This window comes from Hymenobacter glacieicola (assembly GCF_014640315.1).
GTDB lineage: Bacteria > Bacteroidota > Bacteroidia > Cytophagales > Hymenobacteraceae > Hymenobacter > Hymenobacter glacieicola.
Map to the genome: position 1 here is coordinate 504012 of NZ_BMGS01000001.1, position 20759 is coordinate 524770.

16 protein-coding genes are annotated in these 20759 nt (G+C 60.1%); 4 read left to right on the forward strand and 12 right to left on the reverse strand.

From position 1 onward, the window contains the following. Positions 1-35: 35 nt before the first annotated feature. A complete protein-coding gene (locus IEW18_RS02195) occupies positions 36-680 on the reverse strand; it encodes a DUF2238 domain-containing protein (protein WP_188556165.1) in 645 nt (214 codons plus the stop codon). A gap of 252 nt (positions 681-932) precedes the next feature. Here IEW18_RS02195 and IEW18_RS02200 point away from each other — a divergent pair, with 252 nt between their 5' ends. Both IEW18_RS02200 and IEW18_RS02205 read left to right on the forward strand, forming a co-directional pair. Then, positions 933-1574: a peptidylprolyl isomerase gene (locus IEW18_RS02200; RefSeq protein WP_188556166.1), complete on the forward strand. Its 642-nt coding sequence runs from the start codon at positions 933-935 to the stop codon at positions 1572-1574. A gap of 77 nt (positions 1575-1651) precedes the next feature. Next, positions 1652-2560, forward strand: coding sequence for an SDR family oxidoreductase (locus tag IEW18_RS02205; protein WP_188556167.1), 909 nt, complete (start codon positions 1652-1654; stop codon positions 2558-2560). A gap of 541 nt (positions 2561-3101) precedes the next feature. On the opposite strand, the gene IEW18_RS02210 is transcribed toward IEW18_RS02205, so the two are convergent. The 4 genes from IEW18_RS02210 to IEW18_RS02225 are packed head-to-tail and all read right to left on the reverse strand — an operon-like array spanning position 3102 to position 7357. After that, the gene (locus IEW18_RS02210) at positions 3102-4091 is read right to left on the reverse strand and encodes an ABC transporter permease (protein WP_188556168.1); all 990 of its coding nucleotides are present in this window, start codon (positions 4089-4091) and stop codon (positions 3102-3104) included. Next, positions 4088-5146 (reverse strand): ABC transporter permease, encoded by a 1059-nt coding sequence (locus IEW18_RS02215; protein ID WP_188556169.1) that lies wholly within the window; start codon positions 5144-5146, stop codon positions 4088-4090. The genes IEW18_RS02210 and IEW18_RS02215 overlap by 4 nt, the downstream gene beginning before the upstream one ends. 7 nt (positions 5147-5153) lie before the next feature. Continuing rightward, positions 5154-6875, reverse strand: coding sequence for an ABC transporter substrate-binding protein (locus tag IEW18_RS02220; protein ID WP_188556170.1), 1722 nt, complete (start codon positions 6873-6875; stop codon positions 5154-5156). 59 nt (positions 6876-6934) lie between these two features. Then, positions 6935-7357 (reverse strand): hypothetical protein, encoded by a 423-nt coding sequence (locus tag IEW18_RS02225; protein ID WP_188556171.1) that lies wholly within the window; start codon positions 7355-7357, stop codon positions 6935-6937. A 388-nt stretch (positions 7358-7745) separates the two neighbouring features. Here IEW18_RS02225 and IEW18_RS02230 point away from each other — a divergent pair, with 388 nt between their 5' ends. After that, positions 7746-9257 (forward strand): hypothetical protein, encoded by a 1512-nt coding sequence (locus IEW18_RS02230; RefSeq protein ID WP_188556172.1) that lies wholly within the window; start codon positions 7746-7748, stop codon positions 9255-9257. Positions 9258-9316: 59 nt separating this feature from the next. Here IEW18_RS02230 and IEW18_RS21590 read toward each other — a convergent pair whose 3' ends face one another. The 6 genes from IEW18_RS21590 to IEW18_RS02260 all read right to left on the reverse strand — a co-directional run bounded on the left by IEW18_RS21590 (position 9317) and on the right by IEW18_RS02260 (position 18293). Next, positions 9317-9889, reverse strand: coding sequence for a PKD domain-containing protein (locus tag IEW18_RS21590; protein WP_229728562.1), 573 nt, complete (start codon positions 9887-9889; stop codon positions 9317-9319). Positions 9890-9977: 88 nt separating this feature from the next. Then, positions 9978-10706, reverse strand: a complete 729-nt coding sequence (locus IEW18_RS02240; RefSeq protein ID WP_188556173.1) for a LytR/AlgR family response regulator transcription factor — start codon at positions 10704-10706, stop codon at positions 9978-9980. A gap of 42 nt (positions 10707-10748) precedes the next feature. Beyond that, positions 10749-14381, reverse strand: coding sequence for a hybrid sensor histidine kinase/response regulator (locus IEW18_RS02245; RefSeq protein ID WP_188556174.1), 3633 nt, complete (start codon positions 14379-14381; stop codon positions 10749-10751). A gap of 206 nt (positions 14382-14587) precedes the next feature. Then, on the reverse strand, positions 14588-16633 hold the full coding sequence (locus tag IEW18_RS02250) for an OmpA family protein (protein WP_188556175.1): 2046 nt from the start codon (positions 16631-16633) through the stop codon (positions 14588-14590). 152 nt (positions 16634-16785) lie between these two features. After that, the gene (locus tag IEW18_RS02255) at positions 16786-17850 is read right to left on the reverse strand and encodes a tetratricopeptide repeat protein (RefSeq protein ID WP_188556176.1); all 1065 of its coding nucleotides are present in this window, start codon (positions 17848-17850) and stop codon (positions 16786-16788) included. A 149-nt stretch (positions 17851-17999) separates the two neighbouring features. Continuing rightward, complete coding sequence (locus tag IEW18_RS02260) at positions 18000-18293, reverse strand: hypothetical protein (RefSeq protein WP_188556177.1); 294 nt, start codon at positions 18291-18293, stop codon at positions 18000-18002. Between the two features lie 191 nt (positions 18294-18484). Between IEW18_RS02260 and IEW18_RS02265 the strand changes: the two genes are divergently transcribed. Next, complete coding sequence (locus IEW18_RS02265) at positions 18485-18907, forward strand: BrxA/BrxB family bacilliredoxin (RefSeq protein WP_188556178.1); 423 nt, start codon at positions 18485-18487, stop codon at positions 18905-18907. Positions 18908-19017: 110 nt separating this feature from the next. Here the strand turns inward: IEW18_RS02265 and IEW18_RS02270 are convergent, their stop codons facing one another. Next, complete coding sequence (locus IEW18_RS02270; protein WP_188556179.1) at positions 19018-20727, reverse strand: carbamoyltransferase family protein; 1710 nt, start codon at positions 20725-20727, stop codon at positions 19018-19020. Between the last annotated feature and the right edge of the window lie 32 nt (positions 20728-20759).

A 20759-nucleotide genomic window follows, 5' to 3' on the forward strand; every position in this document is an offset into this window, starting at 1 on the left:
AGGCCGCTCCGTAGTGGGGCGGCCTTTTTCCTGGGCTACGCTTGATATTTTTCTGCGCTAGATCTTTGCTGGCCCCGGCCAAACAGCGCGTAGAGCACCAGCGCCAGAATAGCGCCGCTGGTATCGGCGAGCATGTCCTTTTGGGCGTCCCAAATGTCGCCCTGGCTGCCCAGGAACGCGGCCCCGGCGTCGCCCCCGGCTAGCTCGGCGTACACCCACTCGATCAGCTCATAGCTCATGGCCACCGTCCCGATAACGCAGAGCGGAAACAGGTAGCTAATCACGCGGCTGCGGATAAGGTCGCGCTGGTCGGTGTACTCCAGAAGGGCGTAGGCGTAGAATCCAACCGAAAAGTGCGCTACCCGGTCGTACATGTTGCGCTTAAAGCCAAACAGGTCGTTAAACCAGGCGAAGGGCACTTTCTCGAAGGTGTAATGGCCGCCTATGGTGTGCATAAAAATCAGCACGCTCATCAGGCCGTACGCCAGATTCGAGAACCGCACGCCCCGCACGTAAAGTACTACCAAGGCCACCACAATCAGGAAAATGGGGAGGTTTTCGGCCCACCAGGTAGCCCGGTCGGCCGGCTGGAGGCCCAGGGCTACAAACTCCACCAGGTACAAAACCAGCAGCAATTTTGGAAACCAGGACGAGGGCAGAGGGGTAGGGGTTGCGTGCATAAAGCTGGGGTGCGAAAGACGAGTTTGCCAACCCTTACGGCTCAGCCAGGTTTTAGCTGTGTTTCGCCCGATACTATATCTTGCCCGCCGGCTTGCCCTTTTGGGCCCGCCGGTAGCTTGCGGCACAACGTTGGTGGGGCCACAACGAGTTACTTGATTCAGCCGTGTACGGAAATGTGGGCACCACAATTTGTCGTTGAGCTAGCGTAAACCCCGTAGTTTTGCTCCCATGTTCTGCATCTGTCTTTCGCTATGAAATCTTTTTTTCGTTACACGCTTCTGGTGGGCCTACTAGTTGGGCTGGGGGCTCCCGTGGTGAAGGCCGCCAAAGGCCCGCGCAAAAGCAAAAAGGATGAGGTGGTTACCATCAGCACGCCCCAGGGCGACATCCGCCTGATTCTCTTCAACGAGACGCCCCTGCACAAAACCAACTTCCTGAAGCTGGCCCAAAGCGGGTTCTACAACGGCACTACGTTTCACCGCGTCATTCCCAATTTTATGGTGCAGGGCGGCGACCCTAGCTCCAAAGACTCAGACCCAACCAACGACGGTAGCGGCGCGCCCGATGAGAAGATGATTCCGGCCGAAATCCGCCCGGAGTTTACGCACAAGCGCGGAGCCGTAGCCGCCGCCCGCACCCCCGACTTTGTAAACCCGCAGCGCCAGAGCAGCGCTTCCCAGTTCTACATTGTGCAAAACCCGCAGGGCACGCCTCACCTGAACGGGCAGTACACCGTGTTCGGTCAAGTGATTAGCGGACAGGACGTTGTGGATAAGATAGCCCAGCAGCCCACCGCCGACCGGAACCGCCCCGTCACCGATATCAAAATGACGGTGAAGGTGGAAAAACTTAGAAAGAAGAAAATTACGGAGCTCTACGGCTACCAGTACTAAGCCTGCGCCCAAAGTTTTTCCGCTTTTTCTGTCTCTTTATCTAGCCTCGAGGCCCTGAAAACGAATTCCTCACGCAAATGAAAATTCTGATTACGGGCTCTAATGGGCTGCTGGGGCAAAAATTGGTTGAGTTGCTTCAGCAGCAGCCCGGAGTAGAAGTAATAGCTACCTCACGAGGGGCCAACAAACTGGCCACGGTGTACCCGCAGGTTCGGTTTGCCCCGCTGGATGTAACCGTTCGGGAGCAGGTGCTCACAGTGCTTGAGCGGGAAAAACCAACTCACATCATTCACACGGCCGCCCTGACCAATGTGGATGAGTGTGAGCTACACCAGGCGGCGTGCTGGGCGCTGAACGTGACGGCTGTAGCCCACTTGGTGGAGGCCTGCGAGCAACACCAAGTTCACTTGGTGCACGTGAGCACCGACTTTGTTTTCAGCGGGGCTGAGGGGCCGTTGGCGGAGGATGCAGAGCCAGCGCCCGTTAATTTCTACGGGGAAAGTAAGCTGGCCGCCGAGCAGCTCGTGCAAGCCTGCCGCACTCCCTGGGCTATCCTGCGTACGGCGCTCGTGTACGGGGTAGCCCATGAGTATGGCCGCACCAACATTGTGCTCTGGGTGCGCGACTCCCTGCGGGCGGGCAAAGAAATCAAGGTGGTAAACGACCAGTTCCGGACGCCCACCCTGGCCGAGGACTTGGCCCAGGGCTGCTGGCTGACCGCTAAACTAAGGGCCACGGGTATTTACCACATCAGCAGCCGCGAGCTGTTCACGCCCTATCAGCTGGCCCAGCAGGTAGCCGCTTTTTACCAGCTTGATGCCGGTTTACTGGTAAAAGTCGACGCAAGTACGTTTTCCCAACCCGCTACCCGGCCGTTGCGCACAGGGTTTATCATCACCAAGGCGGAGCAGCAGCTCGGGTTCCGGCCGCATACTTTCCGGGAAGGTATTGCCTTGCTCGCACGCCAGACCGAACCGGCTGCTTAATAGAAAGCAAAGGCGGGACGAGCCGGCCTACAACCCGGTGCGCATTGACTGCTGGCCACAGTTGAGGTGAATCAGTGACGTTGTAAACGCAAAAAACCCGCAGACAACGCCTGCGGGATTTTCACACACCTATTGCAACAACCTGAAGTAGTGCCGCGCATCACGAGCAGATGTAAGCGCAGCCTACTGTAATTATTAGTAACCCAAAGCGAAAAACAGGGCCGTAACCGCGTGTTTTCGCCGGAACGGTGCTGCTACCAGCTGTAGCGGCCCGCACAACTTTGGGTATGCTGTCCTGATTATTCTAGCGGATGAAAGCGAGCAGTACCTATCGTTCCGCCTGTTCCACATGACAATATTAATAGCCTACACTAGCGTATGTAAAGGACACTTCCGTACAAGCTGTGACTTGTATTCAAGGAATACAAAATAGGTTCTAACGTCTATCGGAGCCTTTGGATACGTTGCATGCGCTCTGATAAAGAGGCAATTGAGTAAATGAGTAACGGATAGCCGGTGCTAATAGATTGGCTTTAATGAGCTATTTTGTGACATCGGATCGGTTTGCCCCCAACCCAGCCAAGCTATGCAGACTGACGATGGTACCGGCCAATGCCAAGCCGGGCCACAAGGCCAGCCACCACGCCGTAGGTGCTTGGCGCACAGTAGATAACAGCTTTCCCCAGCTCGGAATATCGGGGGAGAAGCCCACACCCAAAAAGGACAAGGTGGTTTCCAAACCAATCAGTGCCGCAACGGTAAGCGGCAGCTGGAGGGCCAGCAGTGGCCACGTGTTAGGCCAAATGTGACGCCGGAGCAACTGAAAATTGGTAAGCCCCACCATACGAGCCGCTTCCACGTAGGGCCGAGCGGCTATTTGAAGCGTAGTCGTCCGCATAATACGAGCCGCCGTGGTCCAGCAGGTTAGCGCCAGTAAGGCTATTGTTCCGGTGGCCGAGGGGCGCTGCATGGCCGCTACCCCAATCACCAGAATCAGAATAGGAATAGAATCTAGTAGATTGACGGCCCCCATCAGCAGGGAGTCAAGGGGCACGGCAACCGAGCGCTGCGCCCAGGCTGCACGCCGCAGCGGCCAGTACATCAGTGCGCCCGCCGCCACCAGCAGCATACTGCCCAAGAGTGGAAACGCCAATAGCTGGGGTAAAAAAAGCAGACCCAGCCCGGCCACGAGAACCGCCACGGCTACCCGAGCCACGGTGGTTAGAGCTCGGTTGCGCCAAAAGCCGGCGGCGCTACCCAGCACGGCTCCCAGCAACAAGGTAAGAATAGCGGCCGGTACACTGCTGAGTACGACGGTGCGGCTGCCCTGCAATAGGGATACGCCCACATCGAGGCCCTGCGGATCGGTTCCTAGCCAATGGCCCGCCTGGAACGGCGCTTGGGTAGTATGCAGTAAATCGGGGGTGGGAATCGAGGTGGGGGCCAGAAAGGCGGCAACTAGAATGCCCGCCAACCAGCCGCTGGCCAACACTTTTCGTTTCCCGAATCCTGCAACCCGAACTCTGCTCATGCGTGCGTCCGGATTCGGGGGTCAAGCACCCGGTACAGCCCGTCGGCTAAAACCTGAGCGGCTACCCGCACCAGCGCAACCAAGCCCACGGCCCCTAGCAGCACTGGGTAATCCTGGGCGGCAGCGGACTCAGCCAGCAAGCGGCCCATTCCTGGCAGGGCAAATAGCACTTCCACTACGGTAGCCCCCGCCACCAAATTGGGAAGCAGCTCCGACAGCAGGGCCACGGTAGGCAGCAGGGCATTGCGCAGGGCGTGGTGGCGGACTACTCGGATGGAACTGGCTCCTTTGGCGCGGGCCGTAGCAATGTAAGGCTGTTCAAGCTCGTGCTGCAGGGCCCCGTTTAGCTGTACCACCAGCCCCGGCACCGTAACCAGCACCAGACTAAGCGTGGGCAGTGTTAAAAAGTACAGCAAACGGCCCGGCTGCTGCCACCACGCCACTTCTTCCACTTCCAGCCCGAGCCCAAAGGTAGGAAACCACGCCAGCACGTCGGGGTTGGCCAGCAGCAACAACAAGCACGTAGCCAGTAAAAACAGCGGAAGCGCCCGCAGAACATGCAGTCCACTCAGCCAGGCGCTACGCCATCGGGGGCGGTGGCTCAGCCAGAGCACAAGCGCCAGGGTAAGGCCCATGCTCCCCAGGGCCGCAAGTAGCGTCAGAGGTAAGGTGTACGACAAGGACTGGCTTAGCACCTCCGTTACCGGGGCGCCGTCGCGGTAGGACGTGCCTAAGTCGCCCGCCAGCAGCTGCCGAAACCACTGATGATACTGATTGCGGGAGCCATGCCAGCGCCAGGATATGTGGCCCGTGGCCGCCGCTGAACCCAGCGTCACGTAGAACAGGGGCACATCCAGTCCGTACCGTTGCAGCAACTGTTGGGTGGTATGGGCTTGGTCGGAGGCGGATAGCCGGCGGCCGTTTCCTTCCGTTGAATTTTGCAGGAACGTGTTCCGGTCCGTATGGGCTCGGCTGAGCAGAAACAAACCGGATAGAATAAACCAGGCCGCAAGCAGCGTCCGGGCGGTATAGCGCAGCAAAGGCCACCCTGCCATAACGCTTCTACTGAACCGGCAGGGGTAGGGGTCGGATGCGGGCGGCTTCGTAGCCCGGCTTTAAACCCGTAACGGGAATGTGCCCCAGGCGCCGGGTGGCTGCTATCCGGTATTTCAGAAAATAAAGCACCGTGAATGGGCGCTCCTGAGCCAACAGGCGCTGAAACCGGCGCAACAGAATGATTTTGCGCGCGGGCTGCTGCGTTGCCACCAACTGCTCAATCAGGTTATCGGCAGCGGGGTTGGAAAAGCCTGTGAAGTTGCTCACGCCTACGCTCGAGGAATGCAGCAGGGAAGTGAAGTCGTAGGAAAACGGCTGCCCCGATAAGTTATTGATAAGAATATCCGTCTCGCCGGCCCGCACTTGCCGGCTCAGCAGGGAAGGTTCCGTAGGGCGCAACTCAACAGGAATGCCTAAGGCAGTAGCGGCGGCTCTGAATTGCAAGGCCGCAGTTTCAAAACTAGGCTCCCCGGCCCGGTAGCTCACGCTAAGCTTAAGCAGCACGGGCTGCGCGGTGGTGCCGCGCAGCCAGCTGCCCGTAGCCGAGCGCTGCCAGCCAGCTTGCTGCAGTAGCTGAACGGCCTGGGCCGGGTTGAAATCGGGCAGGGGCAGGCTGTCGTTGTAGTAAGGTTTCAGCCGCGGGCTGATAAGGCTCACGCTGGGGTAGGCAGCACCCTGCTGAGAGGCCTGGATAAGAGCGGGAACATTGAAAAGATGCGTCAGAGCCTGCCGGGTAAGCCGGTTCTGGAGGGCGGGCCGGCGCACGTTAAAGCTGGCCGTCAGGAATTGATAGGAGTCGATGGTGTGAAACTGCAAACGCTGGGTGTCGGTAGCCGACTGTTGCAAGCGGGCAAATTCGCCGGCCGGCATCAGCGAGTACAAATCCAGCTCTCCGCGCCGGAGGGCCAGGGTAGCGGTAGCCGCATCCGGGATTACCTGAAACGTCAGGCGCTCGGGAAAAGCCTGTAGCACGGCGGGCGGAGCTGAGAGCTTATCGGCCCACCAACTGGTTTTTCGTTGCAACGTCAGGGAGCGGCCATTTTGCCACTTTACCAGCCGGTAAGGGCCGCAGCCGGGTGCGCGTTCCGGATGGCGGGCTAGCTCCAACGATTGGTACCGCCGCGCAAACTCAGCGGCCAGCGCCGGTTGCTGCTGTCGGCGCAGCTCCGGCACGGAAACCGTACGCAGTTTCCCCTGCGGATCAAGGGCGTATTCAGGAAGAATGGCGTAGTCGCCGGAAGTGCCTACATCCTGACCGACGCATACCAGCGTAAACCGGCGGGAATCCTGGGGGTCCAGGCGAATGTCGCGAATAACTCCGTAATGCGCCTGGGCTATTTCAATAGGTAGCCCCGGGCAGTTCATGACCTTCAAGGTGAAGGCAACATCACGTGCTAGTACCGGCGAGCCATTATCCCAGGTTGCCTCAGGCCGTATCTGGTAAGTAATCAGCAGCAGAGAGTCGTTTAGGGCCTGGGTAGTAGGCATTGCGGCCGCCAGCCAGGGAGTGTAGCCGCGGGCTGCCTCGCTGGCTTGTAATAAGCTGCAATGCAGAAGATTAATTGTCTCGTTAGCGCTGGGATTATCGACGATAAGCGGATCTAGATTCTCGGGGTCCCGGGCCCAGCGGATACGGATAGTAGAGGAGGTCTCGGCGGGAGTGGGGGAGCAGGAGGAGCAAAGGCTGGCCCACAACAGCAAAATCAGACCGGGAAGAAGTTGCTTCATGAACGGATAACCGCGCGGAGTGTTAGGCTCGGCAAGTTACCACGTTTTAAGAGGAGATATTAGCACACGCTGTTTGCGGAAGCAAAATGCTTGTAGCCATCACCCCAGCCGCCGGTGCCGTGCTCTAGTACCAGGTAGCCGTCGCCCCAACCACCAGTGCCGTGTTCAGCGGCCAAGTAGCCGTCGCCCCAGCCGCCGGTGCCATGTTCCACAGCCAGGTATCCATCACCCCAGCCTCCGGTACCGTGTCCAACTGCTGCTAAGTAGCCATCACCCCAGCCACCAGTGCCGTGAACAGTTGCTGCCAGGTAGCCGTCGCCCCAGCCGCCAGTGCCGTGTTCAGCGGCCAAGTAGCCGTCGCCCCAGCCGCCGGTGCCATGCCCAACGGCGCAGGTGCTAACGGTAGGGGTTGAAACCGGCGCAGATGCTACAAATGCGAGGCTGGAAATCTGCAGGAGGGCGAGGGCTAAAGACTTCAACATGATTTGGAATTATTTGTGGTTCAAGTAATTGAATGACACAAAGGTGGACTCCAAACCAGCCCGCGTAAAGGAAAGATGAGCGGTAAATGTGACGCGAAAAACGCGTCATCAGCCTGCATAATAAAGGCCTCCGATGAGGCCTGAAAGAAGGATTAGGTAAGATTAATCGAAGTTTTTTAGGGACATTAGTAATCTATCTGTGACTTAATTAAAATAAAAAAGATTTACTACACCTCGTACAAAGGTTTAGACAAAGAGTAATAGGGGAAAGGCTAAATCAGGAATTTTTGTGACGCGCATTTCTAGTCAAAAACATTGCGTTAATTAGCGTTAATAGCGCATTAGCACCTATATACTCATGGATGAACTGGTTACTTTAGTAAAGATTGTGACTGATAGACGGCTAGCCGTTCTGCCCTTTCTGGATTTTTCCGCCCGCAATGGGTCAAATAAGGACCTGCAACTGGTTCGGCTGCTGGAGGCCGATCCGAACGTGACGCAGAACAAACTGGTTAAATCCCTGTATGGGGGCGCCGAAGAAAAAAATCAAACGGCCTTTCGTAAGCTCAAGTCCCGGGTGCAGCAGAAGCTGCTCAACCACCTGTACTTCCTGGACCATACCGATGTCCGGCACATTGTGTCCCGGCGCCACGAGCAGCATTGCCTCGGGCTCCTACATCAGGCCAAAATTCTCAGCGGCGAATCGGAATACAAGCTGGCCGAGCGCCTTTACCGCAAGGCGCTAACCGTCGCCTGCGAGGCCGAGCTTACCCAGTACGCGGTGGTGTGCGCCCGTATGCTCCGCATTTTGTACGCGGAAACCCGGAACCAGCCGCGGTTTAAGGCCATGAGCAAAAAGCTAGCGGAGCTACAAAAACTGCTGGCTCTGGAGGATGAGGCCGAGGAGCTGTACTACGAGATGAAAGTGTTTTTACAGCACAAAGTGCGCTGGCGGCAAGGCTTGCTCAAGCAGCTGCCGGCCCAGTTAGAGCGGTTGGAGGCCCTTCACAAGAAGGCCAAAAGCTATAATACCTTTCACTACCTGTACGTGACCAAAATGTCGCAGGAGGAGCTGAGCGGCAACTACGAAGAAATTATCCGGCTCACGGCCGCCACGGAAAAGGCCCGTAAGCAGGGTAAAATCAATGAAATGCGCTTCGATAAGCGCTTTAACAACTACATGAGTGTGTACGCGCACTTGCAAACCCGCCAAGCCAAAAAAGGCTTGGTGCTGGCCGAAGAATATTTCAAGGATTTCCACTACTCCTCGGGCAACTGGTTTTATTACCTTGAGACGTACTTACTGCTGGCCATGCACGCCGGCCAGTACGGGCAAGCCTACGAGCTGCTGCAGCAGGCCCGCAAAAACCCTTACCATCGCAAACAGCGCTCCGCCGCTCAGCAGCGCTGGGAGCTGTATGAGGCTTACTTGCAATTCATCCGGCCGGAGCCTTCGCCCCTGAAAATGCGGCATTTCACGCAGTTCGTGCAAACCGTCCCGGACTACAGCCGGGATAAGCAAGGCTACAACGTGGCCATCCTGATTTTGCAGTTCCTGTACTTTCTGCGCCGCCGCGACATTGAAGGGCTGCTGGCTCGCCTAGAAGGACTGCGCAAATACGAACAGCGCCACCTCCGCGACCCGGCTACCCTGCGCAGTCAGCTGTTCTTCCGCATGCTGCTGATGACGGTGAAAGAAAACTTCGCGCTGGAAACCTGCCAGAAAAAAGCCGCGCCGCTGCTGGAGCGGCTGAAAGCGGCTCCGCAACCCGGCGAGGCCTTCGGGGAAATTGAGATTATTCCCTACGAAGACCTCTGGGAGCTAACCTTGGGCATTCTTAAGCAGCTAGCCGCTGACCAAACGGCTGCCGAACACGCCGACCGGAGCCGGGTTCTGTAAGCAACCCGGAAATCCCACTACGGACAAAGAGGTAGTGATTAGTACGCTAACAGAAGGCGTTACGGCACTACTACCAGCGTGCGGCTCACGCAGTGGCTGGTGGGGCAGGAGTCGGGGCCGTTGCCGCGCAGGCTCATGCGGACCGGGTACTGGCCCGGCCGCCGGAAGGCGTGCTGCACCCGTCGCCCGTTAGTCACGAATCCATCCCGAAAGTCCCAGAGCACTACCACGTTCTGGCACAGAGGTAGCTGTGAATCCAGAGCATCGAACACGACGGGCTGGCCTACCCGTACGGTATCAGTAGGGCCAGCGCGGAAGTTGAGCACAATTTCCTGGGTAAAATCGACGGGAATGAGCTTTTCGGCGCGCCGGACTTCGCCGGTGGCTTCCTCCACTACGTCTAGCTGCACGGTGTATTGCTTGCGGGCCTGGTAGCAGTGCGCCACGATAGGGCCGGTCAGCTGGGTGCCGTCGCCCATGTCCCAGCGAAACGTTAGGGGGCCGGCGCCGGGGTCCACGGCTCGGCTGGCATCCAGCTCCACGCACAGCTCCACTACCCTGGGCGCGGGGCAGGCCGCACTGAGCGTGTCGCCGGCCTGCTGAGCACGGGCCGCTGGCAGCGCAAGTAACACGCCACACACCAGCAGGCAGCAGCGTAGCAACCACCGGCGGCTTCGGGAGCAAGAGGTCAAGAAGTGGAGCGCCGGCAGCACCAACGGGCTAAAACTTATTGAGACGCTGAAAAACTTCACGCTGATACGTCTGGCCAATAGGAATATGCTTTTCGTCGATGACTACCGTATTATCTTCAATGGTCTGCACCCGCTTCAGGTTGACAATAAAGGAGCGGTGAACCCGCACAAACAGGGAAGCGGGAAATTTTTCCTCCACTGCGCGCATCGTGCTGTACACAATCAGCTTGCTCTTGGCCGTCACGATGTGCACGTAGTCGCCCAGGGCCTCCACGTAGCGGACCTCATCAAACAACACCTTCAGCAGCTTGCTGTCTACCTTCACAAAGGTGAACTGGGTGTTGGTGGGCGCAGCAATGGCGTCGAGGGCGGGGTTCAGATGGGCTTCGTGGGCGGCCAGGGCTTTCTGGGCGGCCTGCAGGAAACGGGCGTAGCTGATGGGCTTCACTACGTAGTCGAGCACTTCGTGCTCAAACGCCTCCACGGCGTAGCTTTTGCTGCTGGTGATGAGGATGACCAGCGGCGGGTGCTGCAGGGTGCGCAGCAAATCCAGGCCCGACATCAGGGGCATTTCCACGTCGAGAAATACCAGGTCGATGGGCTCCGTGCGCAGCACTTCGGCGGCGGCAATGGCGCTGGAACAGCTGCCCGCGTGCACCAGGAAAGGCGTAGTTGCCACGCAGTTTTCAACGATCTGCAGAGCAAGCGGGTCGTCGTCAACAACCAGACAGCGGAGAGGGGGAACAGTTTCGGCCATAACGTCAAAGGTACAAGGCGCCCCGGAAAAAGTGTAGGCAACTTACCCTATACTTTGTGACAAACGCCGCTGCAGCTGCGGATATAAGCTGGTGAGCTGCTGCTCAATATCCTTCACTGGCTCCGACAGAACACCGGGCCCGCTGCCCGCCCGGCCTTGGTGCTCCAGCTGCTCTAACTGTTGAGCTAGGCCCTCGACACCAAAATACGCAACCTGCCCCCGCAGTTTGTGCGCCAGCGCAGCTACCTCTGCTCCCGAAGCCGCTACATGCAGCTGCGCCAGCAGGTCTGGTGCCTGGGTTAAAAACGTCCGAACAATTTGCTGCACGAAGGCCTCATTTCCGCCGGCTAGCTCTTCCAGCAAGCTCCAATCGGGCGGCTGGGTAGCTGGCACCGAGGGCCGCGAACTTGAAGCTGGGGCGGGGGGTAGGGAAGTAGGGGCCGGGTTGGGGACTTCGGTGCGGCCCGTGAAGTAGGCGAGGCGGGCGTAAAGCACGGCCGGGTCGAAGGGCTTGGCCAGCGTATCGTTCATGCCGGCGGCCAGGGCCAGGGCCCGGTCTTCGGGTAGGGCCGAGGCCGTAAGGCCAATAAGGGGTAGGCGCTCGGCGTTGGGGAAAAGCATGCGCAGTTGGCGGGCCGCTTCGTAACCGTCCATTTCCGGCATCTGCACATCGAGCAGCACGGCATCGAAGGGCTGCTGCTGGGCAGCGGCCACGGCTAGGCGGCCATTGGCGGCAATGGTTACCCGTACGTTCCAGGCTTCCAGGGTTTTGCGGGCCACCAGCTGGTTCAGGTCGTTGTCCTCGGCCACCAACACCCGCAGGGCCGGCTCGAAGGGAGCCAGCGAAGCCGACGCTTCGGGTCGGACGCTGGCTTCATCGGCGGGCAGGCAGGGAATTTCAAACCAGAAGGTGGAGCCCTGGCCTTCCGCACTTTCCACCCACACCCGGCCCCCGTGCAGGTGCACTAGGTTGCGGGCAATGCTCAGGCCCAGCCCCGTGCCGCCATACTGCCGGGTAGTGCTGGCGTTGGCCTGGGAGAAATCCTCGAAAATGGCGTCCAGCTTATCCGCGGCAATGCCAATGCCGGTATCCTGCACGGCAAAGCGCAGCTGGGGTACTTCCATCTCGGCCGTTACACTAACTCGCACGCGCACGCCCCCACGGGTCGTGAACTTAATGGCATTGCCCACCAGATTTACCAGCACTTGGTTCAGGCGGACGGAGTCGCCGAGAATGGCGGCGGGCACGTTGGGCGCTACCTCGGTGCGCAGGTACAGGCCCTTGGCTTCGGTAGCAAACTGAAACATGCGCGCTACCCGCTCCACCAGCTCCGGCAGACGGAAGGGTGCTTGCTCCAGGGTGAGCTTACCGGCCTCCATTTTCGAGGAGTCCAGGATGTCGTTGATGATGACCAGCAGGTTCTGAGACGACGACTGAATGGCTTCCAGGTACTCGCCCTGCTCGGCATCTACGGGCGTGTTGCGCAGCAAATGAGTCAGGCCGATAACCGCATTCATGGGCGTGCGAATTTCATGGCTCATGTTGGCCAGAAACTGCGCCTTGGCCCGCCGCGAGGCCTCAGCGGCATCCCGGGCTACCACCAAGTCGGCGTTGATTTGCTCGGTTTGAGCTTTTTGCTGGCGCAGCTCGGCGGTCCGCTCGCGCACGGTAGTTTCCAGCTGCAGCTTCTGGCGCCGCAGCGTGATTTCGCGCCCCCGCACAAACGCCCAGCCCGCCGCTCCCGCTACCAGCACGCTCAGGCCGGCAAACCACCAGGTCTGCCAGAAGGGAGTGGCAATTTGAAAGAAGCTGACGGTAGGCCTGGACCAACGCCCCTGCTCCCCTAACCGGGCCCGCACCTCGAAAGCGTACTCTCCGGCATCGAGGCGTGGAAACTGCGCCTCGCCCACGGTAGTGGGGCGGCTCCACTCCGCGTGGTACCCGCGCAGTCGGTATTGGTACTGCACGCCGGCTTGGCCCGGCAGTAGGCTCACGCCCCGAAACCGAAAATTAACCCGGTGCTGGGTTGCCGAAAGCTCGCCTAACCGGTACGGCAGCCGGGCGGCTCCGTCTACCTCACTCGTCAACAGGGTAGGGGTTGGTGCGCTGGTGCCGGGCAGCAGATTTGGGCTGTCGGGGCGCAGGCACAGCAGGCCGGTGCGGGTCAGAACCCAGATGCTGTAGTCGCTCCAGGCTACAGCCGCCTGGGGCAGCAGGTCGCGCACAAAGGGGTTGCCCGGCAACGCGGCCGGGGTGAAACGCCGCGCGGAGTCGGCCAGGCTCAGGCCGTTGCGGTGCACTACCAGCAGCTGCCCCTCCCGCAAATTGGGGGGGTAGCCGCTGCCCCGGCGCACGGGTAGCAGGGCGTAACAGTAAGGGGAAAGCAAGCCAGCTGCCTCCTTATACTGCCGAAACTGGCCTTTTTCGTAGCAGAATACGCCGTGCCCCTCGGTGCCAATCCACACCCGGCCCTTGTCGTCGGTTAGCAGGGCCGAGACGTCGAGGCCGCCGTGGTTGAGGCGGTAGTGCCGGAAGCGCCCTTGGTGCCACACGGCCAGCCCCGTATCGTGCGTGCCAACCCAGACCTGCCCCACTGAATCGGTAGTAAGCGCGTAAATAGTGTTGTGCAGCAGGCCGTTGGCGGTGGTGAAGTGCTCAGCTGGCTGTACTGAGTCGGCGGGCAAGCGGTATAAGCCGTCCAGGGCGGTTCCTATCCACAGGTCGCCGCTGGGGTGCTGAGCGAGGGCCGTGATACTTGATTCCGCCGGGAGGCGCCGCACCCGCCTCATCAGTGGTTTGCGCTGGTCAGTGGGTAGTTGCGTTTGCCAAAGGCCGTGCCCCGTAGTGCCGGCCCACAGGTAGGTAGGCGCGGGCCTGGGGTAGGAGCCACCGAAAACCGGATGAACTCGTTGGTCGGGCGTCTGTAGTACCACGCTAGGCGGGTAAGGCAGCAGCTGGTCGGGGAAAACAAGCAGCGGGGAAGTACGCTCTGGGCTTTGCTCTAGCCGGAAGAGCTGCCCCGTGCTAAGCATCCCGAAGGCTTCGCGCTGGCTAAACAGAGCCTGCACGGTGCCCGTAGCCGGGCTTTCAGCAAACGGGTAAAACGTAACCTGTCGGTCTGACCAGCGCCACAAGCCCTGCCCAGCCGTGCCCACCCACACGTTATGCTCCCGGTCCGTCAGCACGCACTGCGGCACCGTGCCGGGCGGCAGCACCCGTTGCAGCGGAACCGCGCCGGGGGCAGCGGCTACCCCTGTGTCGGGCGGCGCAATGCCCCGCGAAGCCGAAAACCCCGCCGCCCGTGCCGCCCGGGCCGACACCCGCTGCAGCCGCTGCCCGTGCCAGCGCGACACCGCGCCCTGGTAGTGGCCGATCCACAACTGGCCGGTGCGCGGGTGCACGTACAGGCGGGTGACAAAATCTTCGGCCAGCCCCTCGGCGGTAGTAAACGTGACGAACTCCGCGCCATCGAAGCGCACCAGGCCCTCGGCGGTACCAATCCAGAGGTAACCGGCGCGGTCCTGAGCCAGGGCGTAGATGAAGGGCTGAGGCAAGCCGTCGGCGGCGCCAAACTGCTTTACAAACCGTTGGGCAGGCCGTAGCTGGGCCGTAGCCGCGGGGCTAAACAGCGCCCCGTAAAGGCAAAGCAGAACAAACCAACGGCAAAAGCGCATGAACGAAGCGGGTATGATCAGCAAGTTACGTCCTTGCACTATGGCGCTTATGGGGCTTTGGCTGGGCAGTGGATTTTCCTCGCTGAATCCCGCAAACAGGCCGCTTGGTGGGTAACCCAGCAAGCAGAAGAAGACTGCGCCGCTGCTGCCGGTTGCCAAACCAGGCAAGGAGCAGCAACGCAGCCTTCCCAAACCTTTCTTCCCTACTACTTGCCCGTTACTTTGAACTCGGTGCGGCGGTTGAGCTGGCGGCCGGCCTTGGTGGTGTTGGGCGCCACTGGCTGGGCGTCGCCGTAGCCGGCAAAGGTCAGGCGGCCTTTGTCGATGCCTTTGGTCACCAGGTAATCCACTACGGCCTTGGCGCGGCGCTGCGAGAGGTCCTTGTTGTATTCGGCTTTGCCTACGTTATCGGTGTGGCCCGAAATTTCCAGGCGCAGGGCGGGCGTTTCGGTGAGCAGCTTCTGCAGGCGCTCCAGCTCTCCGGTGCTTTCCTTGCGTAGCGTGGCTTTGTCGAAGTCGAAGAAGATGTTGTTGAGCACCACCTTCACGCCCACGTCCAGCTTCTTGAGGGCAATGTCTTTAACTACTTCCGAATACGCCGCTCCGGCCGGCAAATCGAAGTTTTCGGAGTGGAACAGGTAGCCGTCTTTGCGCACCACAATGCCGTAGTTCACACCCGAAGGCAACGACACCAGGTAGCGGCCCGACTGCGCATTCGACTGGAAGGAGGCAATAACCTGGTTCAGGGAATTGTCGATAACGTCGATGGTAGCTTCCGTGGGCTGTTTGCTGGCCTCGTCGGTTACTACCCCTTTTAGAATAGTTACCTGGGCCGAGGCAATGGCTACCGGTGGCGCCAACAGCGTCTCCTTTACCGGCTGCACGCGCGAGGCCAGCAGCTGGTCTTCCTGGCTGAGCAGGGGCGGCTTTTCGGGGCCCAGAAAGGTAATCTGGTAGATATCTTTGGAGCCCAGCCCGTCATCCCGGAACGAGGAGTAGTAGCCGTGGCGGCCCGAGGCGGAAATCACGAAAAACACGTCATCATCGGGCGTGTTGATGGGCCAGCCCAGATTTTCCGGGGGGCTCCACTTACCGTTCTGGTACACCGATTTAAAGATGTCGTAGCCGCCCATGGAGTTGTGCCCCTCCGAGGAGAAGTACATGGTCTTGCCATCGGGGTGCAGAAACACGCCTTCCTCCCCGTACTGGGTGTTGATGGTAGAACCCAGGTTCACGGCCGGCCCCCGGCCCTCAATTTCAATCCGGTAAATGTCGCGCCCCCCGATGCCGCCTTCCTTGTCGGTGACAAAGTACAGGCTGCGCCCGTCCGGCGTGTAGGCCGCCGACGATTCGTGGGCTTTGGAGTTGATGCGGGAGCCTAGCTTTTGGGGCTTGCGCCACTCGGCACCCCGCAGGTTGGCCTCGTTCAGGTCGCCGCCGTTTTCCTCCAGGTACACCAGCAGCCGCTGCCCGTCGGGCGAAAGGCCCACGGTGGCGTCGTGGCCCTCCGTATTCACCGGCTGGCTCAGGTTGCGGGCCCCCACCCAGTTGCCCTGGGTAGTGCGGGTGCTGGTGTAAATATCCTCCATAAAGCCACCCGTTTCCGGGTCTTTCTGGTCGCCCGTGGAGCCCGGCCGGCGCGAGGTAAACAGTATCACCGATTCATCGGCGGTAATTACGGGGCCGTATTCGGGGTAGGGCGAGTTCACGCCGGGCCCGGCATTATCAATGAACACGCGGCTAGGCTTGGCGGCCAGCTTCCGGCCGTTTTCGCACTCCCGGATTTTCTTTTGAATCTCCTGGGTGAAGCCAGCCGTGTTCTTGGCGCCGGCCGCCGGGGTAGCGCGCTTGTACTCGGCAATGGCCTCGTCCCACTTCGCGTTCAGGTGCAAGCCCCGGCCCAGCAGGTAGTGGATGCGCGGGTCTACGTCGGGGTTGAGCTGGTAGGCTTTCTGCAAGTACTCCAGGGCCCGGGGCTTAAAGCCGGAGTGCAGGTAACTATCCCCGATTTTGAGGTTGAGCTGGGCATTATTGGGGTTGAACTTCTGGGCCGCCAGGTAGTGGGGCAGGGCCTGCTCGTAGCGGGGCGGGTCCAGGTCGTAGAACTCGTCGCCCAGCTTTATTTCCTTTTGGGCAGTTTTCAGCCCCTCCTTATCGTTGCCGAACTGGTCTTTGCTGAACTCCACGTTCTGGGCCGTAGCCGCCGTGGCCGGGGCGGAGAGCAGCAGGAGGGCGAGTACATATTTGTGCATAAGAAGGAATTCGTAATAGGTCGTCATGCAGAGGCGGAGCCGAAGCATCTCGCGTGCTGAGGTTGTGGTAGTAAAGGAGTTACCTTCTGGCGAGATGCTTCGGCTCCGCCTCTGCATGACGTTCTGTTGTTATTCAATCTTTCCTACTCCTCCTACTCGGCTCCGCAGCCGGAATTAGCCGCGTGGGTATTGCCAATTTCCAGGCCCAGTTCGGCGGCTTTGCGCCAATCCTGGCAAGCGGCGTCGGGCTGGCGGAGCATTTCGCGGGCGTGGCCGCGGTTGAGGTAGGCCTCGGCGTACTGCGCGTTCAGGGCAATGGCTTTGGTCGCGTCGGCTTCGGCGCGCTGGTAGTCCTCTAGTTTGAGGTAGGCGGCGGCGCGGTTGTTCCAGGCGAAGGCATAGCTGGCGTCCAGCGCTACGGCCTTGCTAAAGTCTTCCACGGCGCCTTTGTAGTCGGCCTGCTCGAAGCGGGTGCTGCCGCGGTTGGTGTAGGCTAGGGCATTATCCTGCTTTTTGGCGAGGTAGTCATTATAATCCTGCAGGGCGCCCTTCAGGTCGCCGGCGCGGCGGCGGGTAGCGGCCCGGTTCAGCAGGGCCGGCAGCAGTTCGGGTTGCAGCTTGAGGGCCTGGGTGTAGTCCTGAATGGCGGCGGGCAGGTTGTTCAGCTGACGCTGGGCACTACCCCGGTCGTGCCAGGCGTAGGCGTACGTCGGGTCGGCCTTGACAGCGGCATCGAAATCTGCTTTGGCGGCCTGGTAGTCGGCTTTTTCGAAGCGCAGGGCGCCGCGGTAATACCAGGCTGGGGCGTAATCGGCCTTTAGCTCGGTGGCTTTGCCGTAGTCCTGCTCCGCCTCCGCTGGCTGCTTGAGCGCCTCGCGGGCCTGGGCTCGCCCAAAATAAGAACCAAAGGTGCTGGGGTCAAGCTTGATGGCCTGGTCGTAATCCTGCACGGCGGGCTGGTAGTCCTTCAGCTCATAGCGCACGGCGGCGCGGTTGTAGTAGGCTTTGGCGAAGTCAGGCTTGGCAGCCAGGGCCCGGTCGAAATCCTGCAGAGCGGCCCGGTAGCTTTTCTGGTTATACTTGGCTACTCCGCTGTTATAGAGCTTCTCGGCCAGCTGGGCCGGCGGCAGCGTAGTCGCCCGCACCGTGTCTACCTGGGCCCGGGCTGCCCCGGCTGCCAGCAGTAAGGTAGCGGACAAGAAGAGTGTCTTTTTCATAGCATCCCGCCAGTTTCAACGGCGCGGGATAAATATAATTTTAATTGCGCAATAGGCAGCAAATCAGACTAATGAATGTGTATACGTATAAATTTATCAAGATGTAATGTACCCGGCTATTGTATGCAGCCTAAAGCCTATGAGTCTAGCTAAGCAGGTAGCTGGGTCCGCACTAGCTCTTCCCATTCCCGGCGCAGGGTACCGCTAAACGCGGGTCGGCCGGCCCGACGGTACCAGTACGCGGCGTTGCCCTGGTCGCCTTCCTGGCGGTGTAAAAAGGCGTGCAGCCAGTTCTGCAGCGGGTCGTGCTCATTGTCCTGGGCAATGTCGTGGGCCTGGTGCCATTCGTCGCGGCCGGCGTGCCAGAGGGCTAGCAGCAGGGGCGAGAGGCCCGTGGGCGGCTGCGGTTGAGTCTGCGAGGCAAGGAAGGTGGCGTAGGTCATAGCAGTAAACAACAGAGAATGAAAAAACTACCCGCAATTGCCGGACCAAGCTTTTGGGGAAAGTAAACTTCCGGGCTTAGTTCGTGGTTCTATACGCCGACCGTGGCAGTGCGGCGGCAGTTGCGTAATTTCGTGCTGCCGCCGGCCTTCCCGTCGTCGGAATAGTTCACCTTAAAGCCTAGCTTTCACCTATGGCCACGTATCCCGAATACATGGTAGCGCCGATTCGTCAGGACCTCGTTGAGGCCGGTTTCGAGCAGCTGATGACCCCCGAAGAAGTTGACACGGTGCTCAATGAGCAGAGCGGTACCGTGCTGGTGGCCGTTAACTCGGTGTGTGGTTGCGCCGCCGCCAAAGCCCGCCCTGCCCTGAAAATGGCCGTTTCCAGCTCCGATAAGAAGCCGGCCAAACTGGTAACGGTATTTGCCGGTATGGAAACGGAAGCCGTAGCCAAGGCGCGCGAGCATATGCTGCCCTACCCACCCAGCAGCCCCTGCATTGCCCTCTTCAAAGATGGCGAGCTGGTGCACATGATTGAGCGCTACCACATCGAAGGCAATGATTTGATGCGCATCGTCAACAACCTGCAGGGCGCCTTCGAGGAGCACTGCTAAACTCCATGCGCTGCTTTTGCTTTAGTAGCAAGAGGGCCTAAGGCCAGCAAAAGCCCGTTACAACGTTCGTTGTGACGGGCTTTTCGGTTGAACACAGGATGGGTGTCAGCTTATTTCCGCAGCAGATATGGCCCCAGCACCAAGGCATCGAGGCCGGAGCGCAGGTAGCAATCCAGGGCGTCGGCGGGCGACTCCACCATGGGCATACCGTTAAGGTTAAAGGACGTGTTTAGCAATACCGGCACGCCACTGCGCTTTTCAAAGGCCAGCAGCAACTCGTGAAACAGCGCGTTATCGTCGGCCCGGACGCTCTGGAGCCGGCCCGTGCCGTCGTCGTGCGTGACGGCCGGCAGGCGCTGCCGGGCCGGCGGGAGCAGCGGAAACACTTTCTCCATAAAGAAGGCAGTTTCGCCCGCTGGCACCTCGAAGAACTCGGCTTGCCGCTCCTGGGGCACGGCGGGGGCAAAGGGCCGGAAGGCTTCGCGGTATTTGATGCTGGCATTTACCCGGGCTTTCATGTCGGGCAGGGTAGGGTTTGCCAAAATGCTCCGGTGCCCCAGGGCACGCTGGCCCAGCTCCGAAGCTCCCTGAAACCAGCCCACTACCCGTCCTTCATGAAGCAAAGCCGCCGTAGCTTCGATAAGGTCAGGCGGGCAGTCATAGGTCAGCTTGCGGCGCCGCAGCTCCGCTTCAATTTCGACCACTGCGTATTCGCGGCCAAAGAAGTTATGGGTGCTGGCCGGGCGTAACTCAGCCGGCAGGTTGAGCACATACTGCCGACCGTACAGAGCACTGCCCACGCTGATGCCCGTATCGTCGGGGGTAGCGCCAATGAAAATTTCCTGGTAGGGAGTGTGCCTGGTGAGCTTGCCGTTGAGCACGGAGTTCATCAGCAGCCCGCCCCCCAGCACCAGCCGGCGCTGACCGGTGCGGGCGTGCAGGTTGCCGAGCAGCTCAAACACTACCTCTTCGGTGATACGCTGCACGGCGGCCACAATATCAAACTCGCGCTGGGTGGGCCCGGCCCCGGCAGGTAGGGCCGGGCCAAGCAGCTCCACCAGCTTGGGCGAGTAATAGTGGGGCGTGAAAAACAGGAAGAACTCAAAGTAGCGCAGGTCTAGCTCAAAGTGCAGGCCGTTTACCTGAATCAGGGGCCGCAACGCCTCGTAGTACGTCTGCGGGTTGCCGCGCGCGGCCAGGGCCATAATCTTCCACTCGTCGCCGTTGGGGCGGAAACCCAGAAATTCGGTGAAAGCGCCGTAAAACAGCCCCAGCGAATGAGGTGTGCGGTTAGCGGCCAGTTCCTGCAAGCCCGCCGCCGTAACCGTTCCCATCAGTCCCGTGGTGGTTTCGCCAAAGCCGTCGGCCACAAAAAAGTCGGCCTCCGCGAAGCCCGATTGCAGCAAGGCATTGGCCAGGTGGGCGCGGTGGTGGTCCACGTAATGCAGGCGCATGGGGGTGCCTGCTGCGCCCGTCAGCGTTTGGCCGATGCTGCTGACGCCACCTTGCAGGGCGGCCAACTCATTGAGGGTGAGCTGGGCCAGCTTGCCACGGTTCTGGAAGGCATCGGCCAGGGTTTGCTGGGGCTGAAGCAGGTAAGGAGCCGGATTCCAGCCGATGAATACGTCGGCAACGTCCGTCAGCTCAATCCCGGCCGCCTCGCAGCAATACCGGATGGCCAGGCGCGGAAACGACTTATCCTGTTTCACCCGGCTTAGCCGTTCCTCGGCAATGGCTACCCGCACCCGCCCATCGGGCCCCAGCAAACACGCCGAGGAATGAAAGCCGCTGCAATTGATACCAAGAATGTACTGTACCATCAGAAAATCGGGAAAAGCTACCTGCCCACCAA

Coding starts and splice junctions, on each gene's coding strand:
- IEW18_RS02195 (WP_188556165.1), bottom strand. CDS start 680: ATGCACGCAACCCCTACCCCTCTGCCCTCGTCCTGGTTTCCAAAATTG.
- IEW18_RS02200 (WP_188556166.1), top strand. CDS start 933: ATGAAATCTTTTTTTCGTTACACGCTTCTGGTGGGCCTACTAGTTGGG.
- IEW18_RS02205 (WP_188556167.1), top strand. CDS start 1,652: ATGAAAATTCTGATTACGGGCTCTAATGGGCTGCTGGGGCAAAAATTG.
- IEW18_RS02210 (WP_188556168.1), bottom strand. CDS start 4,091: ATGAGCAGAGTTCGGGTTGCAGGATTCGGGAAACGAAAAGTGTTGGCC.
- IEW18_RS02215 (WP_188556169.1), bottom strand. CDS start 5,146: ATGGCAGGGTGGCCTTTGCTGCGCTATACCGCCCGGACGCTGCTTGCG.
- IEW18_RS02220 (WP_188556170.1), bottom strand. CDS start 6,875: ATGAAGCAACTTCTTCCCGGTCTGATTTTGCTGTTGTGGGCCAGCCTT.
- IEW18_RS02225 (WP_188556171.1), bottom strand. CDS start 7,357: ATGTTGAAGTCTTTAGCCCTCGCCCTCCTGCAGATTTCCAGCCTCGCA.
- IEW18_RS02240 (WP_188556173.1), bottom strand. CDS start 10,706: ATGGCCGAAACTGTTCCCCCTCTCCGCTGTCTGGTTGTTGACGACGAC.
- IEW18_RS02245 (WP_188556174.1), bottom strand. CDS start 14,381: ATGCGCTTTTGCCGTTGGTTTGTTCTGCTTTGCCTTTACGGGGCGCTG.
- IEW18_RS02250 (WP_188556175.1), bottom strand. CDS start 16,633: ATGCACAAATATGTACTCGCCCTCCTGCTGCTCTCCGCCCCGGCCACG.
- IEW18_RS02255 (WP_188556176.1), bottom strand. CDS start 17,850: ATGAAAAAGACACTCTTCTTGTCCGCTACCTTACTGCTGGCAGCCGGG.
- IEW18_RS02260 (WP_188556177.1), bottom strand. CDS start 18,293: ATGACCTACGCCACCTTCCTTGCCTCGCAGACTCAACCGCAGCCGCCC.
- IEW18_RS02265 (WP_188556178.1), top strand. CDS start 18,485: ATGGCCACGTATCCCGAATACATGGTAGCGCCGATTCGTCAGGACCTC.
- IEW18_RS02270 (WP_188556179.1), bottom strand. CDS start 20,727: ATGGTACAGTACATTCTTGGTATCAATTGCAGCGGCTTTCATTCCTCG.